Genomic DNA, 15,926 nt, shown 5'->3' with positions numbered 1-15,926 from the left:
CAACGCCGTGATCCGGCGATAAGGACGCGAAGGTGTACGCAAGTGGGTCCCCCATGAGGTGACGGGTGCCTCGATCGAACGCGCGGAAGAAGGATCGCACGGCGGTACGACCGACGAGGCCCCGTTTTCGGGTCATGGGCGTGCCCCGAATTGCTGATACGGGATGGCGTCGTCAGAGCCAGATCACGATTCCGGTCAGGTCGTTGAGTACGGCGGCGGCACCGGCCCTGATCGCAGCCGAGCAGCGTTCAGCGGTGAACGAGGCGGGGTCGTACGTCGAGGACATGCCGAGCCCTTCGCCCCGGAAGGACGCGCCGGACCAGTCGACCGCCGTGACGTTCTCGGTGGGTTCGGCCAGCTCCGCGCCGACCACGAGGAACTGCTGCGCGAGGTGGTTCGGAGTGACCACCGCGAGGGGGTCGATGAGCTCGTTGCCCGCGCTGACGATGAGGTCCGGGCTCAATCCCATCGCCTTGGTGATGCTGGGGAGGGCGTCGTGGGAATCGCCGACGACCACCGTCCGGAGGTCGACGTGCTCGTCGTCGGCCCAGTCCTTGACCGCCGTCACGAGGGCCTTGGTCGGGGCTTCGTCGCCGGTGGTGAGCAGCAGCACCCGGTAGCCCTTCGGCGGGTGGACGCCGGTCCACGAGCCAGGTTGCGGCGTGACGGTGGACTCGGGGGCGGGCTTGGCGGAGGAGCCGAGGAACCCCGGGCCGAGAGTGCCGATGGCGCTGGGCTCGGGGTGCGGCCGTGACCAGTCGTCGCCGGAGTCGCATCCGGTGACGAGCGCGGCGGTCGCGGCCAGCATGGCAACGGCCCGAAGCGGGGGGCGCAAGGTGATCGTCCTCCGAGTGGTGGCGGAAAGTGCGCGTACTCCTGCGTATTCCTATCCCAATTTCGGCCGCCCCCAATAGGCGGGACGGCGTTCTCGGGCTTTGTTTCCCAGCGGTTCGTCGGCGGGCGGGCTCGTGTTCACCCGTGCCATGCAACGTGCAGTGGCCAACTGAGGGAGCCGCATGTCAGGGCACGTCCGCCGTACCGTTATCGTCGCCGTTGTCGGGATCGCCGCGGCGGCGTTCTCTTTTCTCAGCGCCGGACCGGCGTTGGCGCACGGATTTTCGTCGACCGTCTACGCGAATATCACCGCGGGAGACGAGGGTCACATTCGCACGTCGTTGGAGCTCGAATACGACCTCCTTGTCGTGTCGGCTGCCGATTCCGGCCACGACGATCCGCTCTTCAAGGCGGGCACCGCCGCGTTCGACGCGGCTGACAGCGCCGCGCAGGCCGCAGCACTCGGTGGCCATCCGACGTCGGTCATCGGGTACGTGACGGACCGCTTCTCGGTGACCTCGCAAGGTGCCGCCTGCACGGCGACCCAGGTGGGCGCCGCGACGATCGGTGAGCGTGAGGGTGTGCCGTACGCGGGTCTGCTGCTCGACTGGACCTGTCCCGAGCAGGCCGACGAGCACGAGGTGCGCAGCGGTCTGTTCCCGGACGGCGAGGGCTACGTCAAGGGCACCAAGACGATCGTCACGTACGAGATCGACGACCGTTCGGGTAGCGCGGCGCTCGACGCCGCCAACCCCTCCTTCTCCACCGCCCAGGCGTGGTACGAGCGGTTCGAGGAGTTCTTCCTCCTGGGCGCCGAGCACCTGCTGGGCGGGATCGATCACATCCTGTTCCTGCTGGCGCTCATCGCCGGGTCGCGGCGCCTGCGGGAGATCGTGCTCGCCGCCACCAGCTTCACCCTGGCGCACTCGGTGACCTTCATGCTCGCCGCCCTCGGCCTGGTCGACGTGCCGGCGAGCATCGTGGAGCCGGTCATCGCGTTGTCGATCGCGGTGGTCGCCGGGTGGCACCTGTGGGGCATCTGGCGGCGCGGCGACCACGCCACCGACCTCGAGACGACGGGACGGGGTCACTTCAGCCTGGACCGCGCCGGCTGGATCCGCCTCGGCGTCGTGTTCTGCTTCGGCCTCGTGCACGGCCTGGGCTTCGCGGGAGCGCTGGGCATCGACGAGGCGTGGTCGTGGACCCTGCTGTGGTCGCTGCTGGTATTCAACGTCGGTATCGAGGTGGTGCAGTTGACGATTATCGCCGCCGTCTTCCCGCTGCTGATCATGTTGCGACGCCGGGCGCCGAAAGTGGGCCTCTGGGCGACCGGAGTCGTTTCTTCAGCGGTGTCCATTATGGGGCTGGTCTGGTTCGTCCAACGTGTGGCCGGTGCCTGAGTCTGCGCAGGTGATTCGGGAAGTGCAGGCATCCGCAAGATCACGTTCATGGCCGGTTCACCATGCAGCGAAAGCTTGAGTTCGCTCCCCCTTTCAGTGGGAGAGGCTCATCCATTTCTCTATTCGAAAAGGGAACAATGTCGATGACATTGACCACCTCCACGGGACATCCCGGGCTCGTGCGGCGGCGCTTGGTCGCCGGGATCGTAGCGGGATTCCTGGGAACGGCCGCGGCCTTCGGTAGCGGCCTGACGGCCGTCGCCAGCGCCGCGGACGCCACCACGGTGACCGGCATCGTCCTCGGTGTGGGTGCCAACGAGACCCAGCGCATCGTGACCTGGTACTCCTCTGCCGACACGGCGCAGAAGATCCAGCTCGCGCCGACCGCCGAGCTCGCCAACGGTGAGTTCCCCGCCGGCGCCATCACCTTCGGCGCCACCGGCAGCGCGAACATCGCCTCCAGCGGCGGCTTCAACCGCCACGCGACGATCACCGGTCTGAAGGAGAACACGGCCTACTCCTACCGGGTCGGCGCCGAGGGCAGCTGGTCCCCGGCGTACGCCTTCAAGACGCAGGACTTCGAGGGCAACTACGACTTCCTCTTCTTCGGCGACCCGCAGATCGGCTCCTCCGGCGACCCGCTGAAGGACCAGGCCGGCTGGCAGGAGACCCTGAACGTCGCCACCGCCGCCAACCCGAACATCGAGCTGCTGGTGTCGGGTGGTGACCACGTCGAGTCCGCCAACAACGAGACCCAGTGGAACGCCTTCCTCGGGCCCGACCAGCTGCGGCAGTACCCCGTCGCCGCGACCATCGGTAACCACGACGTCGGCGGCAAGGCGTACGAGCAGCACCACTTCACCCCGAACACCGACCGCTCGGCCGCGTACTACAACAACGGGAACCCGGCCGGCAACAACTCGGGCGGTGACTACTGGTACATCTACAAGGACGTGCTGTTCATCGACCTGAACAGCAACAGCTACTCCACCGCGCAGGGCGGCGGCGGCGACGCGGCGCACGTCTCGTACGTCACCGACGTCATCAACCAGCACGGCTCCGAGGCCAAGTGGAAGGTGCTCGTCTACCACCACTCGATCTACTCGCCGGCCGACCACGCGAAGGACGCCGACAACAAGGCGCGCCGGGTCGACTTCCCGACCACCTTCTCCAAGCTCGGCGTCGACATGGTCCTCCAGGGTCACGACCACAGCTACTCCCGCAGCTACCTCATCAAGAACGGCGAGAAGGCCAACCCGGCCGAGAAGCCCGGCGCCGACGACGTGGTCGCCGGCCCTGGTGGCGTGCTCTACGTGACGGCCAACTCGTCCTCGGGCTCGAAGTACTACGACATCACCAAGCCGGACAGCAGCGGCACGAGCGGTGCCGGTAACGGTGCTGACCCGCTGAACCCGGACAACTACTGGTACAACTCGGTGCAGAACCAGGAGCACGTCCGGACCTACGTCAAGGTCGAGGTGCGCAACGACAAGCTCGTCGTCAACAACCTCCGCAGCGGCACCTGCGCCGCCCCGAACGCGGCGGTCGAGAAGGGCCTCTCCTGCATCAACACCCCGGAGGGTCAGCCGGTCGGCTCGATCGTCGACAAGGTGACGGTGCACCCGTACCGCGGCGACGGCCAGGCCATCCAGGTGAACGTGCCGGCCCCGGCTCCGGGTGAGTTCGGCTGGACGATCGACGGCTACAACGGCTTGGTGGACCTCGGTGTCGCGCAGGAGCGCGATGGCACCTACTTCGAGGCGACCGGCAAGATCAACCCGATCCTCGTGTCGGACAGCCGGCGCACGCTCGCGCCATGGTCGATCTCGGCCAGCGTGGGTGACTTCCAGGACGCCGACAAGAAGTTCGCCGGCTCCTACCTGGGCTGGACCCCGTACGTCCTCGACGCCGGTGCCGGTGCCGTGGCCGGTGCTCCGGTCCTGTCGTCCTACGACGACCAGGGCAAGGGCCTGGGTGCTTCGAGTGGCCTCGGTTCGGCCGCGCAGGGCCACGCCCGCGGTGGAGCCAAGCTCGGCGCCGACCTGGACCTCAAGATCCCGGACAGCATCGCGAAGGGTAACTACCGCGCCACCCTCACGATCACTGCGCTCAGCAGCTGACCGGAGAGCTCAACGGCGGGGTAGGCATCTTCGGGTGCTTACCCCGCCGCTCCATTCCACGCCCAACCAAGATCCTTTGAGGACCCGAGATGTATGCGTCCGTAACCCGTCGGAAGACCGCCACCCGCCTTCGTGCCACCGCCCTGGCCCTGCTCGCGACCTCCGCCGTCGCCGCCCTGGCCGCCGGCCCTGCTCTTGCCGCGGAGGGCGATGTCGCCTGGACGGTCCGGACGGCCTCCAACAGCTACGGCGCGGCTCGGTCCAGCTTCAGCTACGCCGCGAACCCGGGTGGCCGGGTCGAGGACGCCATGGTCGTGGCGAACCGTGGCCCGGTGCCGCTCAACCTGGCGGTCTACGCCGCCGACGGCTTCACGACCAACGCCGGTCAGCTCGACCTGCTCGCCAAGGACGGCACGTCCGTCGCGGTCGGTGCCTGGGTCCACGCCAACAGCGGCAGCGTCACCATCCAGCCCGGCAAGACCGCCCAGGTCCCGTTCACGGTCACCGTTCCGGGAAATGCCACGCCGGGCGACTACGTGGGCGGCATCGTCACCTCGCTGACGCAGGCCAATGACGCGGCGGGCATCAACGTCGATCGGCGCCTGGGTATCAAAATCAAGCTGCGGGTCGGCGGTGAACTCAAGCCCAACCTCGCGATCGAGGACCTGCACGTGGGCTACGGCGGCACCTCCAACCCGTTCAGCAAGGGTCACGCCACCGTCACCTACACGATTCACAACACCGGCAACGCCGTCCTGTCGGCTCAGCAGACGGTGTCGGTGTCGGGCCCGTTCGGTGTGCTGCGGGCCCAGGCGGGCGACATCGCGGCGCCGCCGGAGCTGCTGCCGGGTGAGAGCCGGACGGTGACGGTGCCCGTTGGCGGCGTGGCACCGGCGCTCCGACTGGCGGCGACCGCGACCCTCACGCCACTGCTCACCGACGCGTCGGGCTCCACCACCTCGCTCAAGCCGATCCAGGTCACCGCGCACGGCTGGGCACTCCCGTGGACGCTGGTGCTGCTGCTCGTCGTGTTGATCGCCGTCATCGTCGGGGCGGTCCTGCTGACCCGCCGCAACCGCGCACGGCGCAAGGTGAACGAGGACAGCCGCGTTCGCGAGGCCGTCGAGCAGGCGTTGCGCGACCAGGAGACGCCGACGGCCTGATCAGAAGGTGTCGGCCAACTGCCCGCGCAGCTTGACCAGAGCGCGGGTCAGCAGCCGGGAGACGTGCATCTGCGAGACACCAACCTGCTCGGCGATCTGCGACTGGGTCAGGTTGCCGTAGAACCGGAGGGTGACGATCTTCTGCTCGCGCTCGTCGAGGGTGGCGAGCGCCGGGCTGAGAGAGGCACGCAGGTCGGCGAGGTCGAACTCGGCGTCCTCGTTGCCGAGCATGTCGCCCAGCTCGGTGGCGCGCTCGCCGTCGCCGGTGGGGGTGGACAGCGACACCGCGTTGTACGCGCGGGCGCCCTCCAGGCCCTCCAGGACCTCTTCCTCGGTGAGCTTGAGGTGGGCGGCGATGTCGGCGACCGTCGGGGAGCGCCCGAGGGTCTGCAGCAGCGAGCTGTTGGCGTCGGAGATGGCGAGCCGCAGCTCCTGGAGGCGGCGGGGCACCCGGATGTCCCAGGTGCGGTCGCGGAAGTGCCGCTTGAGCTCGCCGATGATGGTGGGGATGGCGTAGCCGGCGAAGTCGACGCCGCGCGACGGGTCGAACTTGTCGATGGCCTTGATCAGGCCGATGGCGGCGGTCTGCGCCAGGTCGTCACCCGGTTCGCCGCGGCCGCTGTAGCGGCGGGCCAGGTGGTTGGCCAGCGGCAGCCAGGCCTCGATCGTCCGGTCCCGTAGTGCGGGGCGCGACGGGTGGTTGGCGGGCAGCGCGGCCATCGCGGTGAGCAGTTGGGTCGCGGGCGAGTCCGCAGTGGCGACGTGGTCGGTGCGGGTGCCGGCCGGGGCGGGGCGGTCCGTGGTGGTGGTGGTCATGCTGGTACCTCCGCTGATCCCAGGCGACGCTTCGCGGGTGCCGCGCCGGCCGTTGGACCGACACTAGACCTACGGACGATGAAAAGATAGCCGAAAGGCTGATGGTCACGTGACTGTTCGGCGGGTCAGGCCGATGGCGACCGTGACGACCGCGATCACCAGCACCGCCGCCAGCACCGGCGCCCAGGTTGCCGTCGCGCGCAGCCCCACCGTGCCGAGCGCGGCACCGCCGACCAGGCCCACCAACCGACCGGCGCCACCCACGTCGGCGAAACGGTGCGGGTCGAGGACACGCCGCCTGACCAGACTGGTCAGCGAGCCGGTCAGATAGGTGGTCGAGGCTCCCCGTACCCCGGCGCCGATGGTGATCACGCTCTGCACTCCGCTCGCCACCGACGCCACCGCCAGCAGCACGAGACCGGCCGCGAATCCGGGACGCCCCGCGCAGCCCAACCAGCCCGCCGCGAACCCGAGCAGCAGCACCGACTCCGCCCCGGCCACCACGGCCGTGGGCCCGTTCCAGCCCGGCATGGTGTGGCGTAACGGCAGCGTGGCGCCGGCCACGCCGAGGGCGTAGCCCCCGACCGCTGCCGCCGCGCCGGCGAGCGAGCGGCCATCCGCCGTGGCGATCGCGTGGCCGAAGTGCACGAGATTGCCGGTGATCACGCTGGCGAAGAACCCGTCGAGCCGGGTCAGGCAGATGACGTCCAGGTAGCCGGAGGCGGCGGCGAGCACCACCAGGAGTCCGGCCGTGGCGCGCCTCGACGGACCGTGCACGAGGACTCCTCCCGCCCTGCGCCGGCTGACTCCAGGCACGCAGCCATTCCCGTGTCGGCCCCGGCTATGCCGCGGGTCGCCCTTGTGGGTGAACGGGGCTCAGCTCCGGACCGGGTCGGTCGTCGGCACGGCATGCTGCGACGGTGACGCCGGCACGGAGAGGGAAGCCACATGGTTGACGGAAATGTGCCCGAGCGGATGCAGGCCGCGGCCTTCGACGAGTTCGGCGGGCCGGAGGTGCTCACCCTGCGGATCCTGCCGGTGCCGAAGATCGCCGACGACGAGGTGCTGATCAAGGTGTGGAGCGCCGGCGTGGGCGTGTGGGACGCGTACGAGCTTCAGGGCACGCTGGTGCCCGAGGGCACGGCGTTCCCGATCGTGCCCGGTGCCGACGGCGCCGGAACCGTCGTCGCGGTCGGCGCCAAGGTCGGCAACGTGGCGGTCGACGACCTGGTCTACGCGTCCGCCCCCAGCCACCCCAAGGGTGGTTTCTACGCCGAGTACGCGGCGACGAAGGCGCAGTATGTCGCGAAGTTGCCCGCGAGCGTGTCGGTGGAGCACGCCGGCGCGATGCCCACCGACGCGTTGACCGCGCTGGCGGGGCTGGATGTGCTCGCCCTGCCGGCCGGCTCCTGGGTGTTGATCTTCGGTGCGAGCGGCGGGCAGGGTCACCTCGCCGTGCAGCTGGCCAAGCGGCAGGGGCTCAACGTCATCGCCGTGGCCTCCGGGGCGGACGGGGTGGCACTGGTGACCCGACTCGGCGCCGACGTGTCCCTCGACGGCCACGGCGACCTCACCGAGATACTCGCGCTGATCCGCGACGCCGCCCCGTCCGGAGTGGGCGGCATCCTGGCGATGGCCGGCGGCGAGACGCTGGACCGGCTCACCGAAGCGCTCTCCGACGGCGGCGTGGTCGCGTACGCCCACGGTGTCCAGCCGGAGCCGCGCGAGCGGGCCGGCGTGACGGTCCGGGCGTACGACGGCGAGGCGAACCCCGGACAGCTAGAGCGCCTCAACGAACTCATCGAGGCGGGGTCGTTCGAGGTGCACGTCGCCGAGACGTTCCCGCTCGGAAAGGTGGTGCAGGCGCACCGGCGGCTGCAGACCTCGTACCTGGGCAAGCTGCTGCTCACGGTGAGCTGACCGCGTGCGGCACGGCCGCAGCGCTCAGCGGTGGCGTGGTTGCGGCACGCGTACCGAAGCCATGCCGGCCGCCGTCGCGGCCTGGATGCCCAGGTCGGTGTCCTCGAAGACCAGGCAGGAGCCCGGGGGTACGCCGAGGTGCTGCGCCGCGAGCAGGAACGCTTCCGGGTCGGGCTTGGCCCGCGTGTAGTCGTCGGCGCAGACCAGCACATCGAACCGGTCCAGCAGGCCGAGCGCCTCGAGGGAGGCGGTGACCGAGGCCCGGGTGCTGCCGGAGACGACCGCGAACGGGACCCGCCGGTGCGCGTCGTGGATGTGCTCGAGCACCTCGGGCACGGCGGCGAGCTGTGGCAACAACTCCTGGTAGTAGCCCTCCCGGCGCTCGACGACGGTCGCCACCGGCATGGCCAGGCCGTGCTGCTCGTTGAGCGCGACGATGATGTCGGCGGTCGGCCGGCCACCCCACGCGTAGAAGAGGTCCTCCGGGAACTCGCAACCCCACTCGTCCAGCGCGCGCTGCCAGGCCAGGTAGTGCAGCGGCATGTTGTCGACGATGGTGCCGTCGCAGTCGAACAGGTACGCCGCGAACTCGCCGGCGGGCAGGGGCAGACTCACCGGAGCAGGGTACAGCGGCGATGCTCAATCGGTCGTCACGGACTCCAGCCGACGGCGCAGGTGCGCCCGTTCCGGCTCGGTGCCGACCAGGGTCAGCGCCTGGCGGTACGCCGCTGCGGCCTCGTCGTGCCGGCCGAGTCGACGCAGCAGGTCGGCCCGGGTCGCCGGATAGAGGTGGTAGCCGTTCAGCCGAGAGTCGTCGGCCAGGTCGTCCAGCAGTGCGAGCCCGGCATCCGGCCCGTCCCGCATCGCCACCGCGGCGGCCCGGTTGAGCGCGACGATCGGCGAGGGGACGAGGCCGAGCAGCACGTCGTACAGCGCCACCACCTGGGGCCAGTCGGTGCTGGCCACGTCGGGAGCCTCGTCGTGCAGCGCGGCGATGGCGGCCTGCACCCCGTACGGCCCGGGTGGTCGGCCGGTCAGCGCGACCACCACCAGTCCGCGGCCCTCGTCGATCATGCCGTGGTCCCAGCGGCCCCGGTCCTGGTCGTCGAGGAGGATGACCTCGCCGTCCGGGCCGGTACGCGCGGCACGCCGAGCGTGGATCAGCAGCAGCAATCCGAGCAGCCCGGCAACCTCCCGCTCGGCGGGCAGCAGCCGGCGCAGGATCCGGGCCAGCCGAATGGCCTCCTCGGCGAGGTCGGTCCGTTGAAGATCCGGGCCGGAGCTGGCGGCGTACCCCTCGGTGAAGACCGAGTAGACCGCCTGAAGCACCGTGGGCAGGCGTTCGGGCAGCTCGTCGGCCCCGGGCACCCGGAACGGGATGCGCGCCTCACGGATCTTCCGTTTGGCCCGGACGAGTCGTTGGGCCATGGTCGCGGGCGGCACCAGGAAGGCCCGCGCGACCTCGGCCGTGGTGAGGCCGGCAAGGAAGCGCAGGGTGAGAGCGCCGCGGTCCTGGGCGGGCAGTGCCGGGTGCGCACAGGTGAAGAAGAGGGCCAGGCGGTCGTCGGGCAGGTCGCGGTCCGCGTCGGCGGGCGGGGCGGAGCCGGCGCGTTCGGCCTCGGCCTGGAGTACGGCGAGCCGGGTCGCCAGCACGCGGTCGCGGCGCAGCCTGTCCACGGCGCGTCGGCGGGCCGTGGTGAGCAGCCAGGCACCCGGCCGGGTCGGCACGCCGTCGGTTGGCCAGTGCACCAGCGCGGCCTCGATGGCCTCGGAGGCAACCTCCTCGGCCAGGTCGAGGTCGCCGAAGCGGTGCACGAGCGAGGCCAGCAACCGGCCCCGTTCCTCCCGGAACACCGCCTCGACGGACGAGGTTGCCTCCTCGCCCACCACGTCAGACCTCGACCTCGATCTCGGCGATCGGGCGCACCTGGACCGAGCCGCCGCCCCGGGCACCCGGGCCGCGGGCCGCCCAGTCCAGCGCCACGTCGAGGTTCGGCACGTCGATGATGTCGTACCCGCCGAGCACCTCACGGGTCTCGGCGAACGGCCCGTCGGTGATCGTGCGCTCGCCGGACGCACCCACCTGCACGGTCGTGCAGGTGGTCAGGTCCTGCAACGGGTGCCCGGAGACCCAGATCCCGGCGTCCTTCATCTCCCGGTCGTAACGGATCCAGTCCTCGAAGGTGCACCCGTCGACGATTTCCCCGTCGGTCGTCGTGGGGCTCATGAACAGCAGCATGTACTTCACGTTCGGCTCCTCTCGGTGCGGCGGGTCGCCGTACAGCATGACGACGAACGGTGACGGGCGATATCGACACGGCGGCCGGCATTCTCTTCCCGATTCACGGGCGAGCCGGTGCCGCCGGTCCGAGCTGCGGCTCGCGCCGCTCGACCTGCCGCTCGTAGTAGGTCACCAGGATCAGGAAGACGGCCAGCAGGGCCAGTGCGGCCAGCGGGGGCAGGGCCCGGCCGATCGGCAGCAGGCCCAGCGGCAGCAGCGCGGCGACGACCTGCCCGGGGTGGACGGAGCGGAGCGCGAACCGGCGGAAGACCAGCCGTGCGAGCAGATACAGGGCGGCACCCCCGTAGAGCGCGGTGGCGGCGATCCAGCCCGCCTGGGCCGAGCGGGGAGGCACCTCGGTGAGTTGATCGAGCACCTGCTCGATGCCGAGCGCGATGTACATGGCACCGATGATCAAAGGTGCGTGGGCGAGCCCGTACGCGTCGCCGGCCACGTCGAGCCGCCGCCGCTTGGGCAAGCGCATGATCGCCTGTCGGGCAGCGGGCGCCAGCCAGTCGAAGTAGAGCCACCACAAGCAGGTCGTGGTGACGAGTCCGAGGAGCGCCCCCACCAGGGCGGCGCCGGTCGGTGCCATCGACCTCGGCCCAGCGCCAGCGGAGATCAGCGACTCACCGAGCGCGATGATCAGCACCAGGCCGAACCGCTCGGTGAAGTGGTCCAGGCTGCGCACCGGCCACGGCCGGAAGACGGACGCGATGCGTGCGCCGCCGAGGTCCACGAGGATCGCCACGCTCCAGAGCACCGTCTGGGCGACGCCACCGAGCAGCGCGCCGACGATGAGCGGGAGCCAGGCCACGACCACCGGCACCGCGAAGAACACCAGCACCGCGCGCAGCGGCGGGTCCGTCTCGCTCACCCAGAACAGGACCCCGAGCTGCACCGCCCTCGCGATCACGTAGGCCAGGGCGAGGGCGAGGGGCGCGTCGACGAGCTCCGGACCCTGCCGCCAGGCGTCGGGCAGCACCAGCGCGGCCACGAAGACCGCGGCCATCGCGACCAGGCTGGCGGCGCGGGCCGCGCCGATGTCCGGACGGACCAGGTTCCCCAACCAGGTGTACGGCCCCCAGGAGTAGATGAGCAGCAGCAGGAGGAGCAGCCCCTGGGCCAGGGTGAGCGCGGTCGGCGAGTGCGCCATGAACGTGATGACCCGGGTGAGCGCGAAGACGAAGACCAGGTCGAAGAAGATCTCGAACATCGTGGTCCGGTGCGTCTCCGCAACCGGAACCGGATGAACGCCGAAAATCCCCTTCATCCTCGCATTCTGCGCTTTACGGAGCGTTTGTCAGTCGGTCTCGCCGTTTGGCGGCGCCGAGAAGAGCCGGAAGAACCGCTCCGCCGTCCCGATGTCGCCCCGCACCTCGATCGTGCCGGAGGAGATCGCCGACCGCAGCGGCGTGCCCCCGAACATCAGGTCGCGCAGGGCGGCAACCGTGCCGGTGACCGTGGCCTCGACCTCGCTCGTCCGGCCACGGGCCACCGTGATCGCGTCCGGCGTCACCCCGACGTCGAACGCGTCGGTGCCCACCCGAAGGGCCAGCCGGGCGGTCAGCGGCGCGTCGGCCGGCGGGCGGTAGAGCGCCTTGAGCAGCAGCATGAACGCGTCCGTGCTCATCTCGGTGTCCGGCTCCTCGGGCAGCCCGGCGCCCCACCGGGACAGCTCGATCAGCATCGGCTCGAGTTGGTGACCTCGTCCGGTCAGCTCGTACGCGTACACGCTCGCGGGCGGCCCGAGCTGGATCCGTCGGACGATGCCGGCCTGCTCCAGCTCGCGTAGTCGCTGGCTCAGCACGTTCTGGCTGGCCTTGGGCAGACCGGCGCGCAGATCGCCGAAACGCTTCGGTCCGAACACCAGCTCTCGCACGATGAGGAGGGCCCAGCGCTCGCCGACGATGTCCATCGCGCGCGCCGCCCCGCAGGCGTCCTGGTAACTCCGCTGTGCCACGGCGCCATCGTAGTCGCCGCCCACTAGATGGTGCTAATCTCGCACCATCTAGTCCTAGATTAGGAGTAAGCCATGGACCCACTTCTCGCTTCTGTCATCGAACGGCACGGCGGTCTGGACCGGTGGAACGCCGCGTCGACCCTCACCGCCCGGATCACGTACGGCGGCCCGTTCTGGGAGTTCAAGGGCCAACCCGAGTTCGCCGGCACCGAGCTCGTCGAGGCCGACCTTCACCGGGAGCGCATCCGACACGTCCAGGAGGGGACCGGCCGGATCACCGAGTACGACCGGGAGGCCGATCGGATCACCGTCACCGCCGCCGACGGCACCCCCATCGAGGAACTGACGCACCCCCGGGCAACCTTCGACGGCTACGCCCAGGACAGCCAGTGGACGCCTGCTCAGATGGCCTATTTCCGCGGCTACGCCACCTGGCACTATCTCGTCGAGCCCTTCCTCTTCACCTGGCCCGGCATCGAGGCACACGAGATCGAGCCGTGGCAGGAGAACGGCCAGGCATGGCGAGGGCTGAGCGTCACATTCCCCGCAAGCGTGGACACCCACAGCGAGACCCAGCTGTACTACTTCGACGACAGCGGGCTGCTGCGCCGGATGGACTATCAGCCGGTGGTCAACGGCAACTCGCCAGTCGCGCACTACGTCAGCGGCGAGACCGAGGTCGGCGGGCTGGTCGTACCGACGCGGCGCCGGATCCACATCCGCCAGGAGGACCGCACTCCGGACCTCACCTGGACCCCCATCACCCTGGACCTGGCGGACGTGCACATCCGCTGAGCCCGGCCGTCGGGTTCGGCGCCACGTCGGTGACCGGACGCCCGGCTCAGGCCCGGGCGTCCGTCCGCCGGCGGCTCCGCTCCGCCCGCCGTCGCACCTGTTGGTACGCGCTGGTCAAGCCCATGGCGCGGCGTACCTCGACGAGGGTCTGCCGTACCTCCTGGCGGGTCCGCTCGGTGCCCTCCACGATCAGGCGGTCGACCAACCCGCGGTCGGCTTCGATCCCGGCCCGGCGCTCCCGGATCGGCGCCAGGAACCGCTCCAACGCGACGACCAGCCGTTCCTTGACCTCAACATCGCCGACCTTCCCGGCCCGGTAGCGCCCGGCCAGGTCGGCCACCTCGTCACGATCCGGGTTGAACACCTCGTGGTACGCGAAGACCGGGTTGCCCTCCACCTTCCCCGGCACGTCGGCGCGTACGCGGTTCGGGTCGGTGTACATGCCGAGCACCTTGCGGCGCACCGTCGCCGCGTCGTCGGAGAGAGCGATCGTGTTCCCCCGGCTCTTGCTCATCTTGGCCGCGCCGTCGGTGCCCACCAGGCTTGGCGTGTCGGCCGGGATCAGCTCGGGCACCGGGAAGACCGGGCCGTACAGATGATTGAACCGGCGGGCGATCTCCCGGGTCACCTCGACGTGCGCGGCATTGTCCCGGCCCACCGGGACGACCTCCCCCTTCACGCAGAGGATGTCCGCGGCCTGCAGCACCGGGTAACCCAGCAGCCCGTACGGCATCTCCTCCTTGCCGGCGTCCCGGGCCATGTCCTTCAGCGACGGCACCCGTTCCAGGCGGGGCACCGTCACCAGGTTCTGCAGGAGGGTGTTGAGGTCGCCGACCTCCGGAATGGCCGACTGGAGATAGAACGTCGCCCGCGCCGGGTCGACCCCGGCGGCCAGGATGTCGGTCACCATCTCGCGGGCGTTGCCGGCGACCTGGTCGATGTCCTCGCGGCGGTTCCTGGTGGTCAGCATGTGCAGGTCGGCGATGATGAAGAAGCTCTCGTAACGGTGGTGCAGACGCACCCGGTTGGCGATGCTCCCGACGTAGTGGCCGAGGTGCAGACGACCGGTCGGGCGGTCACCGGTGAGCATTCGTGCGCTGGACATGGCGGTGTGCCTTTCGTGCGGGAAGGTGGGTCACGCGTGGGCGCGCGCCGAGCGGGGCAGAAACGCCCCCTCGGTCAGCGGTGTCAGCTCAGCGAGCCGTCCGCCATCGCGCGCCGGCGCGGAACCGCAACCCACCAGCACGGAGTACGTCCAGAAGTTGCTCACGGCCATCGCCGGAGCTGGTTGAGCGCCCGGGCACCACGCTGAGCGGGAGACCGCCGACCACGTCGACCGCCTCGACCGCACACACACCGGTCCGAGCCACGACTTCACCGTACCCGGGCCGCCACGCCCGTACCGCCCGCGCTGGACGGTTTCGGCAGCACAGCGGTGCTGGTGAGCAGCCCTCCGCTGGCATACTCGGCTGCCATGGTGCTGTCACGAAGGTGGGCTGTCTTCCTGGTCGGGGTCGGGATCTGGACCTGGGTGATCTGGCCGAGGTTCGCGGTCGCCATCTGGCAGGACCCGCGCTCCTGGGAGTCCGGCACCGTGGGGGACGGCGCGGCGACCAGCTTCCTGTGGGTGCACGCTCTGCTGATCGGAGCCTCCCTGGCCATCGGGACCACCGTCGGCGTCCTCGGCATCCGCGCATGGTTCGTCGCCCGGCGGCAGCCGGACCGCCCCGCAGCCTGAGGTCCTCGCTTCCTTCCCCGCACGAGGTCGGCGAAGTCGGGCCGACGCGCGCCATCCCTGACCTGGAGCCGACCAGGAGACCGCCACCTCGCGTGATCAACACGGGTTCGGCGATTTCGGGGTATCGCGTAGCCCGGGACACCGCGATATCCCTGACCTGGAGTCGATCAGGGTCGCCGCGAGCTGTGGCGCGATGCCGTGGCGATGGCCGGGTCGGAGCCTTTTTCCGAGGCGCCGGCTCCTTGCCTCGCCGCAGCCTCCAGGCCCGCTGAGGGGCGTCCGAGGGCAGTCCGGCCGCTTGACCTGCGGAAACTCCTCCTCAGCGCGAGTGTGACGCGGGCCGCTCCCCACGGATTTGACGATCAAACCCGCGAACGCGTAACTTTCTCTCTGCCAGCGCGGAACGGGGCAAAACAGGGCGAAAGTCCTGAAGCACCGAACCGGGCAGGCACCGGGTCAAGCAGGGGTTCGCTCCTGCGGGACACGGTCCGGGCGGGGCTCGCCGGATCGGCCGCGAGGCGGATTTGGTGCAGCGCAACCGACCGGGTAAGGTTCACGACCGGCAGGGAACCGGGCGAGCTTGCGGGAAACCGCAACGGTCGGCCTGCCAAATCCGACGACCTGGCGCAGCGGTTCGCTGCTGCGCGAGTGCGCCGGGACCAACCCGCACGAAGCATGACAGACCGGCACACACGGTTTGACACGGCCGAGACGGTGAGGTAACGTAGTAAAAGTGCCCGGCGCGAGACAAGCGGCGGGACGCGAACGAAATACCCCGAGATGGGGTTCCACGGAAGTGGGGCTTCTGATCGGTGTGTGGTTGTTCTTTGAGAACTCAACAGGGTGCTTGAAAAGCCAGTGCCAATTATGATTTATACCCCGGACTGGCAGTCCTT

The 15,926-nt window shown here is 70.0% G+C and carries 15 protein-coding genes; 6 read left to right on the top strand and 9 right to left on the bottom strand.

The genetic code is table 11. The features are described from left to right. Window positions 1-172 precede the first annotated feature (172 nt). The gene (locus tag V6V47_RS26370) at window positions 173-835 is read right to left on the bottom strand and encodes a hypothetical protein (protein ID WP_334631066.1); all 663 of its coding nucleotides are present in this window, start codon (window positions 833-835) and stop codon (window positions 173-175) included. Between the two features lie 181 nt (window positions 836-1,016). On the opposite strand from V6V47_RS26370, the gene V6V47_RS26365 reads away from it, so the two are divergent. The 3 genes from V6V47_RS26365 to V6V47_RS26355 all read left to right on the top strand — a co-directional run bounded on the left by V6V47_RS26365 (window position 1,017) and on the right by V6V47_RS26355 (window position 5,517). Beyond that, a complete protein-coding gene (locus tag V6V47_RS26365) occupies window positions 1,017-2,234 on the top strand; it encodes a HupE/UreJ family protein (protein ID WP_334631065.1) in 1,218 nt (405 codons plus the stop codon). Window positions 2,235-2,377: 143 nt separating this feature from the next. Further along, window positions 2,378-4,354: a metallophosphoesterase family protein gene (locus V6V47_RS26360; protein WP_334631064.1), complete on the top strand. Its 1,977-nt coding sequence runs from the start codon at window positions 2,378-2,380 to the stop codon at window positions 4,352-4,354. 89 nt (window positions 4,355-4,443) lie between these two features. After that, window positions 4,444-5,517: a WxL protein peptidoglycan domain-containing protein gene (locus V6V47_RS26355; RefSeq protein WP_334631063.1), complete on the top strand. Its 1,074-nt coding sequence runs from the start codon at window positions 4,444-4,446 to the stop codon at window positions 5,515-5,517. Here the strand turns inward: V6V47_RS26355 and V6V47_RS26350 are convergent, their stop codons facing one another. After that, window positions 5,518-6,333, bottom strand: coding sequence for a SigB/SigF/SigG family RNA polymerase sigma factor (locus V6V47_RS26350; protein ID WP_442934310.1), 816 nt, complete (start codon window positions 6,331-6,333; stop codon window positions 5,518-5,520). It lies immediately after the preceding gene. 105 nt (window positions 6,334-6,438) lie between these two features. Beyond that, window positions 6,439-7,110, bottom strand: coding sequence for a YoaK family protein (locus tag V6V47_RS26345; RefSeq protein ID WP_334631062.1), 672 nt, complete (start codon window positions 7,108-7,110; stop codon window positions 6,439-6,441). A 171-nt stretch (window positions 7,111-7,281) separates the two neighbouring features. Here V6V47_RS26345 and V6V47_RS26340 point away from each other — a divergent pair, with 171 nt between their 5' ends. Next, complete coding sequence (locus V6V47_RS26340) at window positions 7,282-8,253, top strand: NADP-dependent oxidoreductase (protein WP_334631061.1); 972 nt, start codon at window positions 7,282-7,284, stop codon at window positions 8,251-8,253. A gap of 24 nt (window positions 8,254-8,277) precedes the next feature. On the opposite strand, the gene V6V47_RS26335 is transcribed toward V6V47_RS26340, so the two are convergent. Genes V6V47_RS26335 through V6V47_RS26315 form a run of 5 tightly spaced genes read right to left on the bottom strand, consistent with a single transcriptional unit; the run spans window position 8,278 to window position 12,497 of the window. Beyond that, window positions 8,278-8,868, bottom strand: a complete 591-nt coding sequence (locus tag V6V47_RS26335; RefSeq protein WP_334631060.1) for an HAD family hydrolase — start codon at window positions 8,866-8,868, stop codon at window positions 8,278-8,280. A gap of 24 nt (window positions 8,869-8,892) precedes the next feature. Next, window positions 8,893-10,143 carry an RNA polymerase sigma factor gene (locus V6V47_RS26330; protein WP_334631059.1) on the bottom strand — a complete coding sequence of 417 codons (1,251 nt, stop codon included), beginning with the start codon at window positions 10,141-10,143 and terminating at the stop codon, window positions 8,893-8,895. 1 nt (window position 10,144) lies between these two features. Further along, window positions 10,145-10,540 carry a YciI family protein gene (locus V6V47_RS26325; protein WP_334631058.1) on the bottom strand — a complete coding sequence of 132 codons (396 nt, stop codon included), beginning with the start codon at window positions 10,538-10,540 and terminating at the stop codon, window positions 10,145-10,147. Window positions 10,541-10,595: 55 nt separating this feature from the next. Further along, the gene (locus V6V47_RS26320; RefSeq protein WP_334631057.1) at window positions 10,596-11,807 is read right to left on the bottom strand and encodes a low temperature requirement protein A; all 1,212 of its coding nucleotides are present in this window, start codon (window positions 11,805-11,807) and stop codon (window positions 10,596-10,598) included. A gap of 30 nt (window positions 11,808-11,837) precedes the next feature. Then, window positions 11,838-12,497, bottom strand: a complete 660-nt coding sequence (locus V6V47_RS26315; RefSeq protein WP_334631056.1) for a winged helix-turn-helix transcriptional regulator — start codon at window positions 12,495-12,497, stop codon at window positions 11,838-11,840. 72 nt (window positions 12,498-12,569) lie between these two features. Here V6V47_RS26315 and V6V47_RS26310 point away from each other — a divergent pair, with 72 nt between their 5' ends. Further along, complete coding sequence (locus V6V47_RS26310) at window positions 12,570-13,292, top strand: hypothetical protein (protein WP_334631055.1); 723 nt, start codon at window positions 12,570-12,572, stop codon at window positions 13,290-13,292. A gap of 46 nt (window positions 13,293-13,338) precedes the next feature. Here V6V47_RS26310 and trpS read toward each other — a convergent pair whose 3' ends face one another. Beyond that, window positions 13,339-14,397: a tryptophan--tRNA ligase gene (gene trpS / locus V6V47_RS26305; RefSeq protein WP_334631054.1), complete on the bottom strand. Its 1,059-nt coding sequence runs from the start codon at window positions 14,395-14,397 to the stop codon at window positions 13,339-13,341. Window positions 14,398-14,766: 369 nt separating this feature from the next. Here trpS and V6V47_RS26300 point away from each other — a divergent pair, with 369 nt between their 5' ends. After that, a complete protein-coding gene (locus V6V47_RS26300; protein ID WP_334631053.1) occupies window positions 14,767-15,030 on the top strand; it encodes an SCO4848 family membrane protein in 264 nt (87 codons plus the stop codon). Window positions 15,031-15,926: the final 896 nt, after the last annotated feature.

The sequence above is a fragment of the Micromonospora sp. CPCC 205539 genome (assembly GCF_036906815.1).
Lineage (GTDB): Bacteria > Actinomycetota > Actinomycetes > Mycobacteriales > Micromonosporaceae > Micromonospora.
Note: the sequence above shows the minus strand (reverse complement) of the source record. Positions and strands in the feature narration are given on the sequence as shown.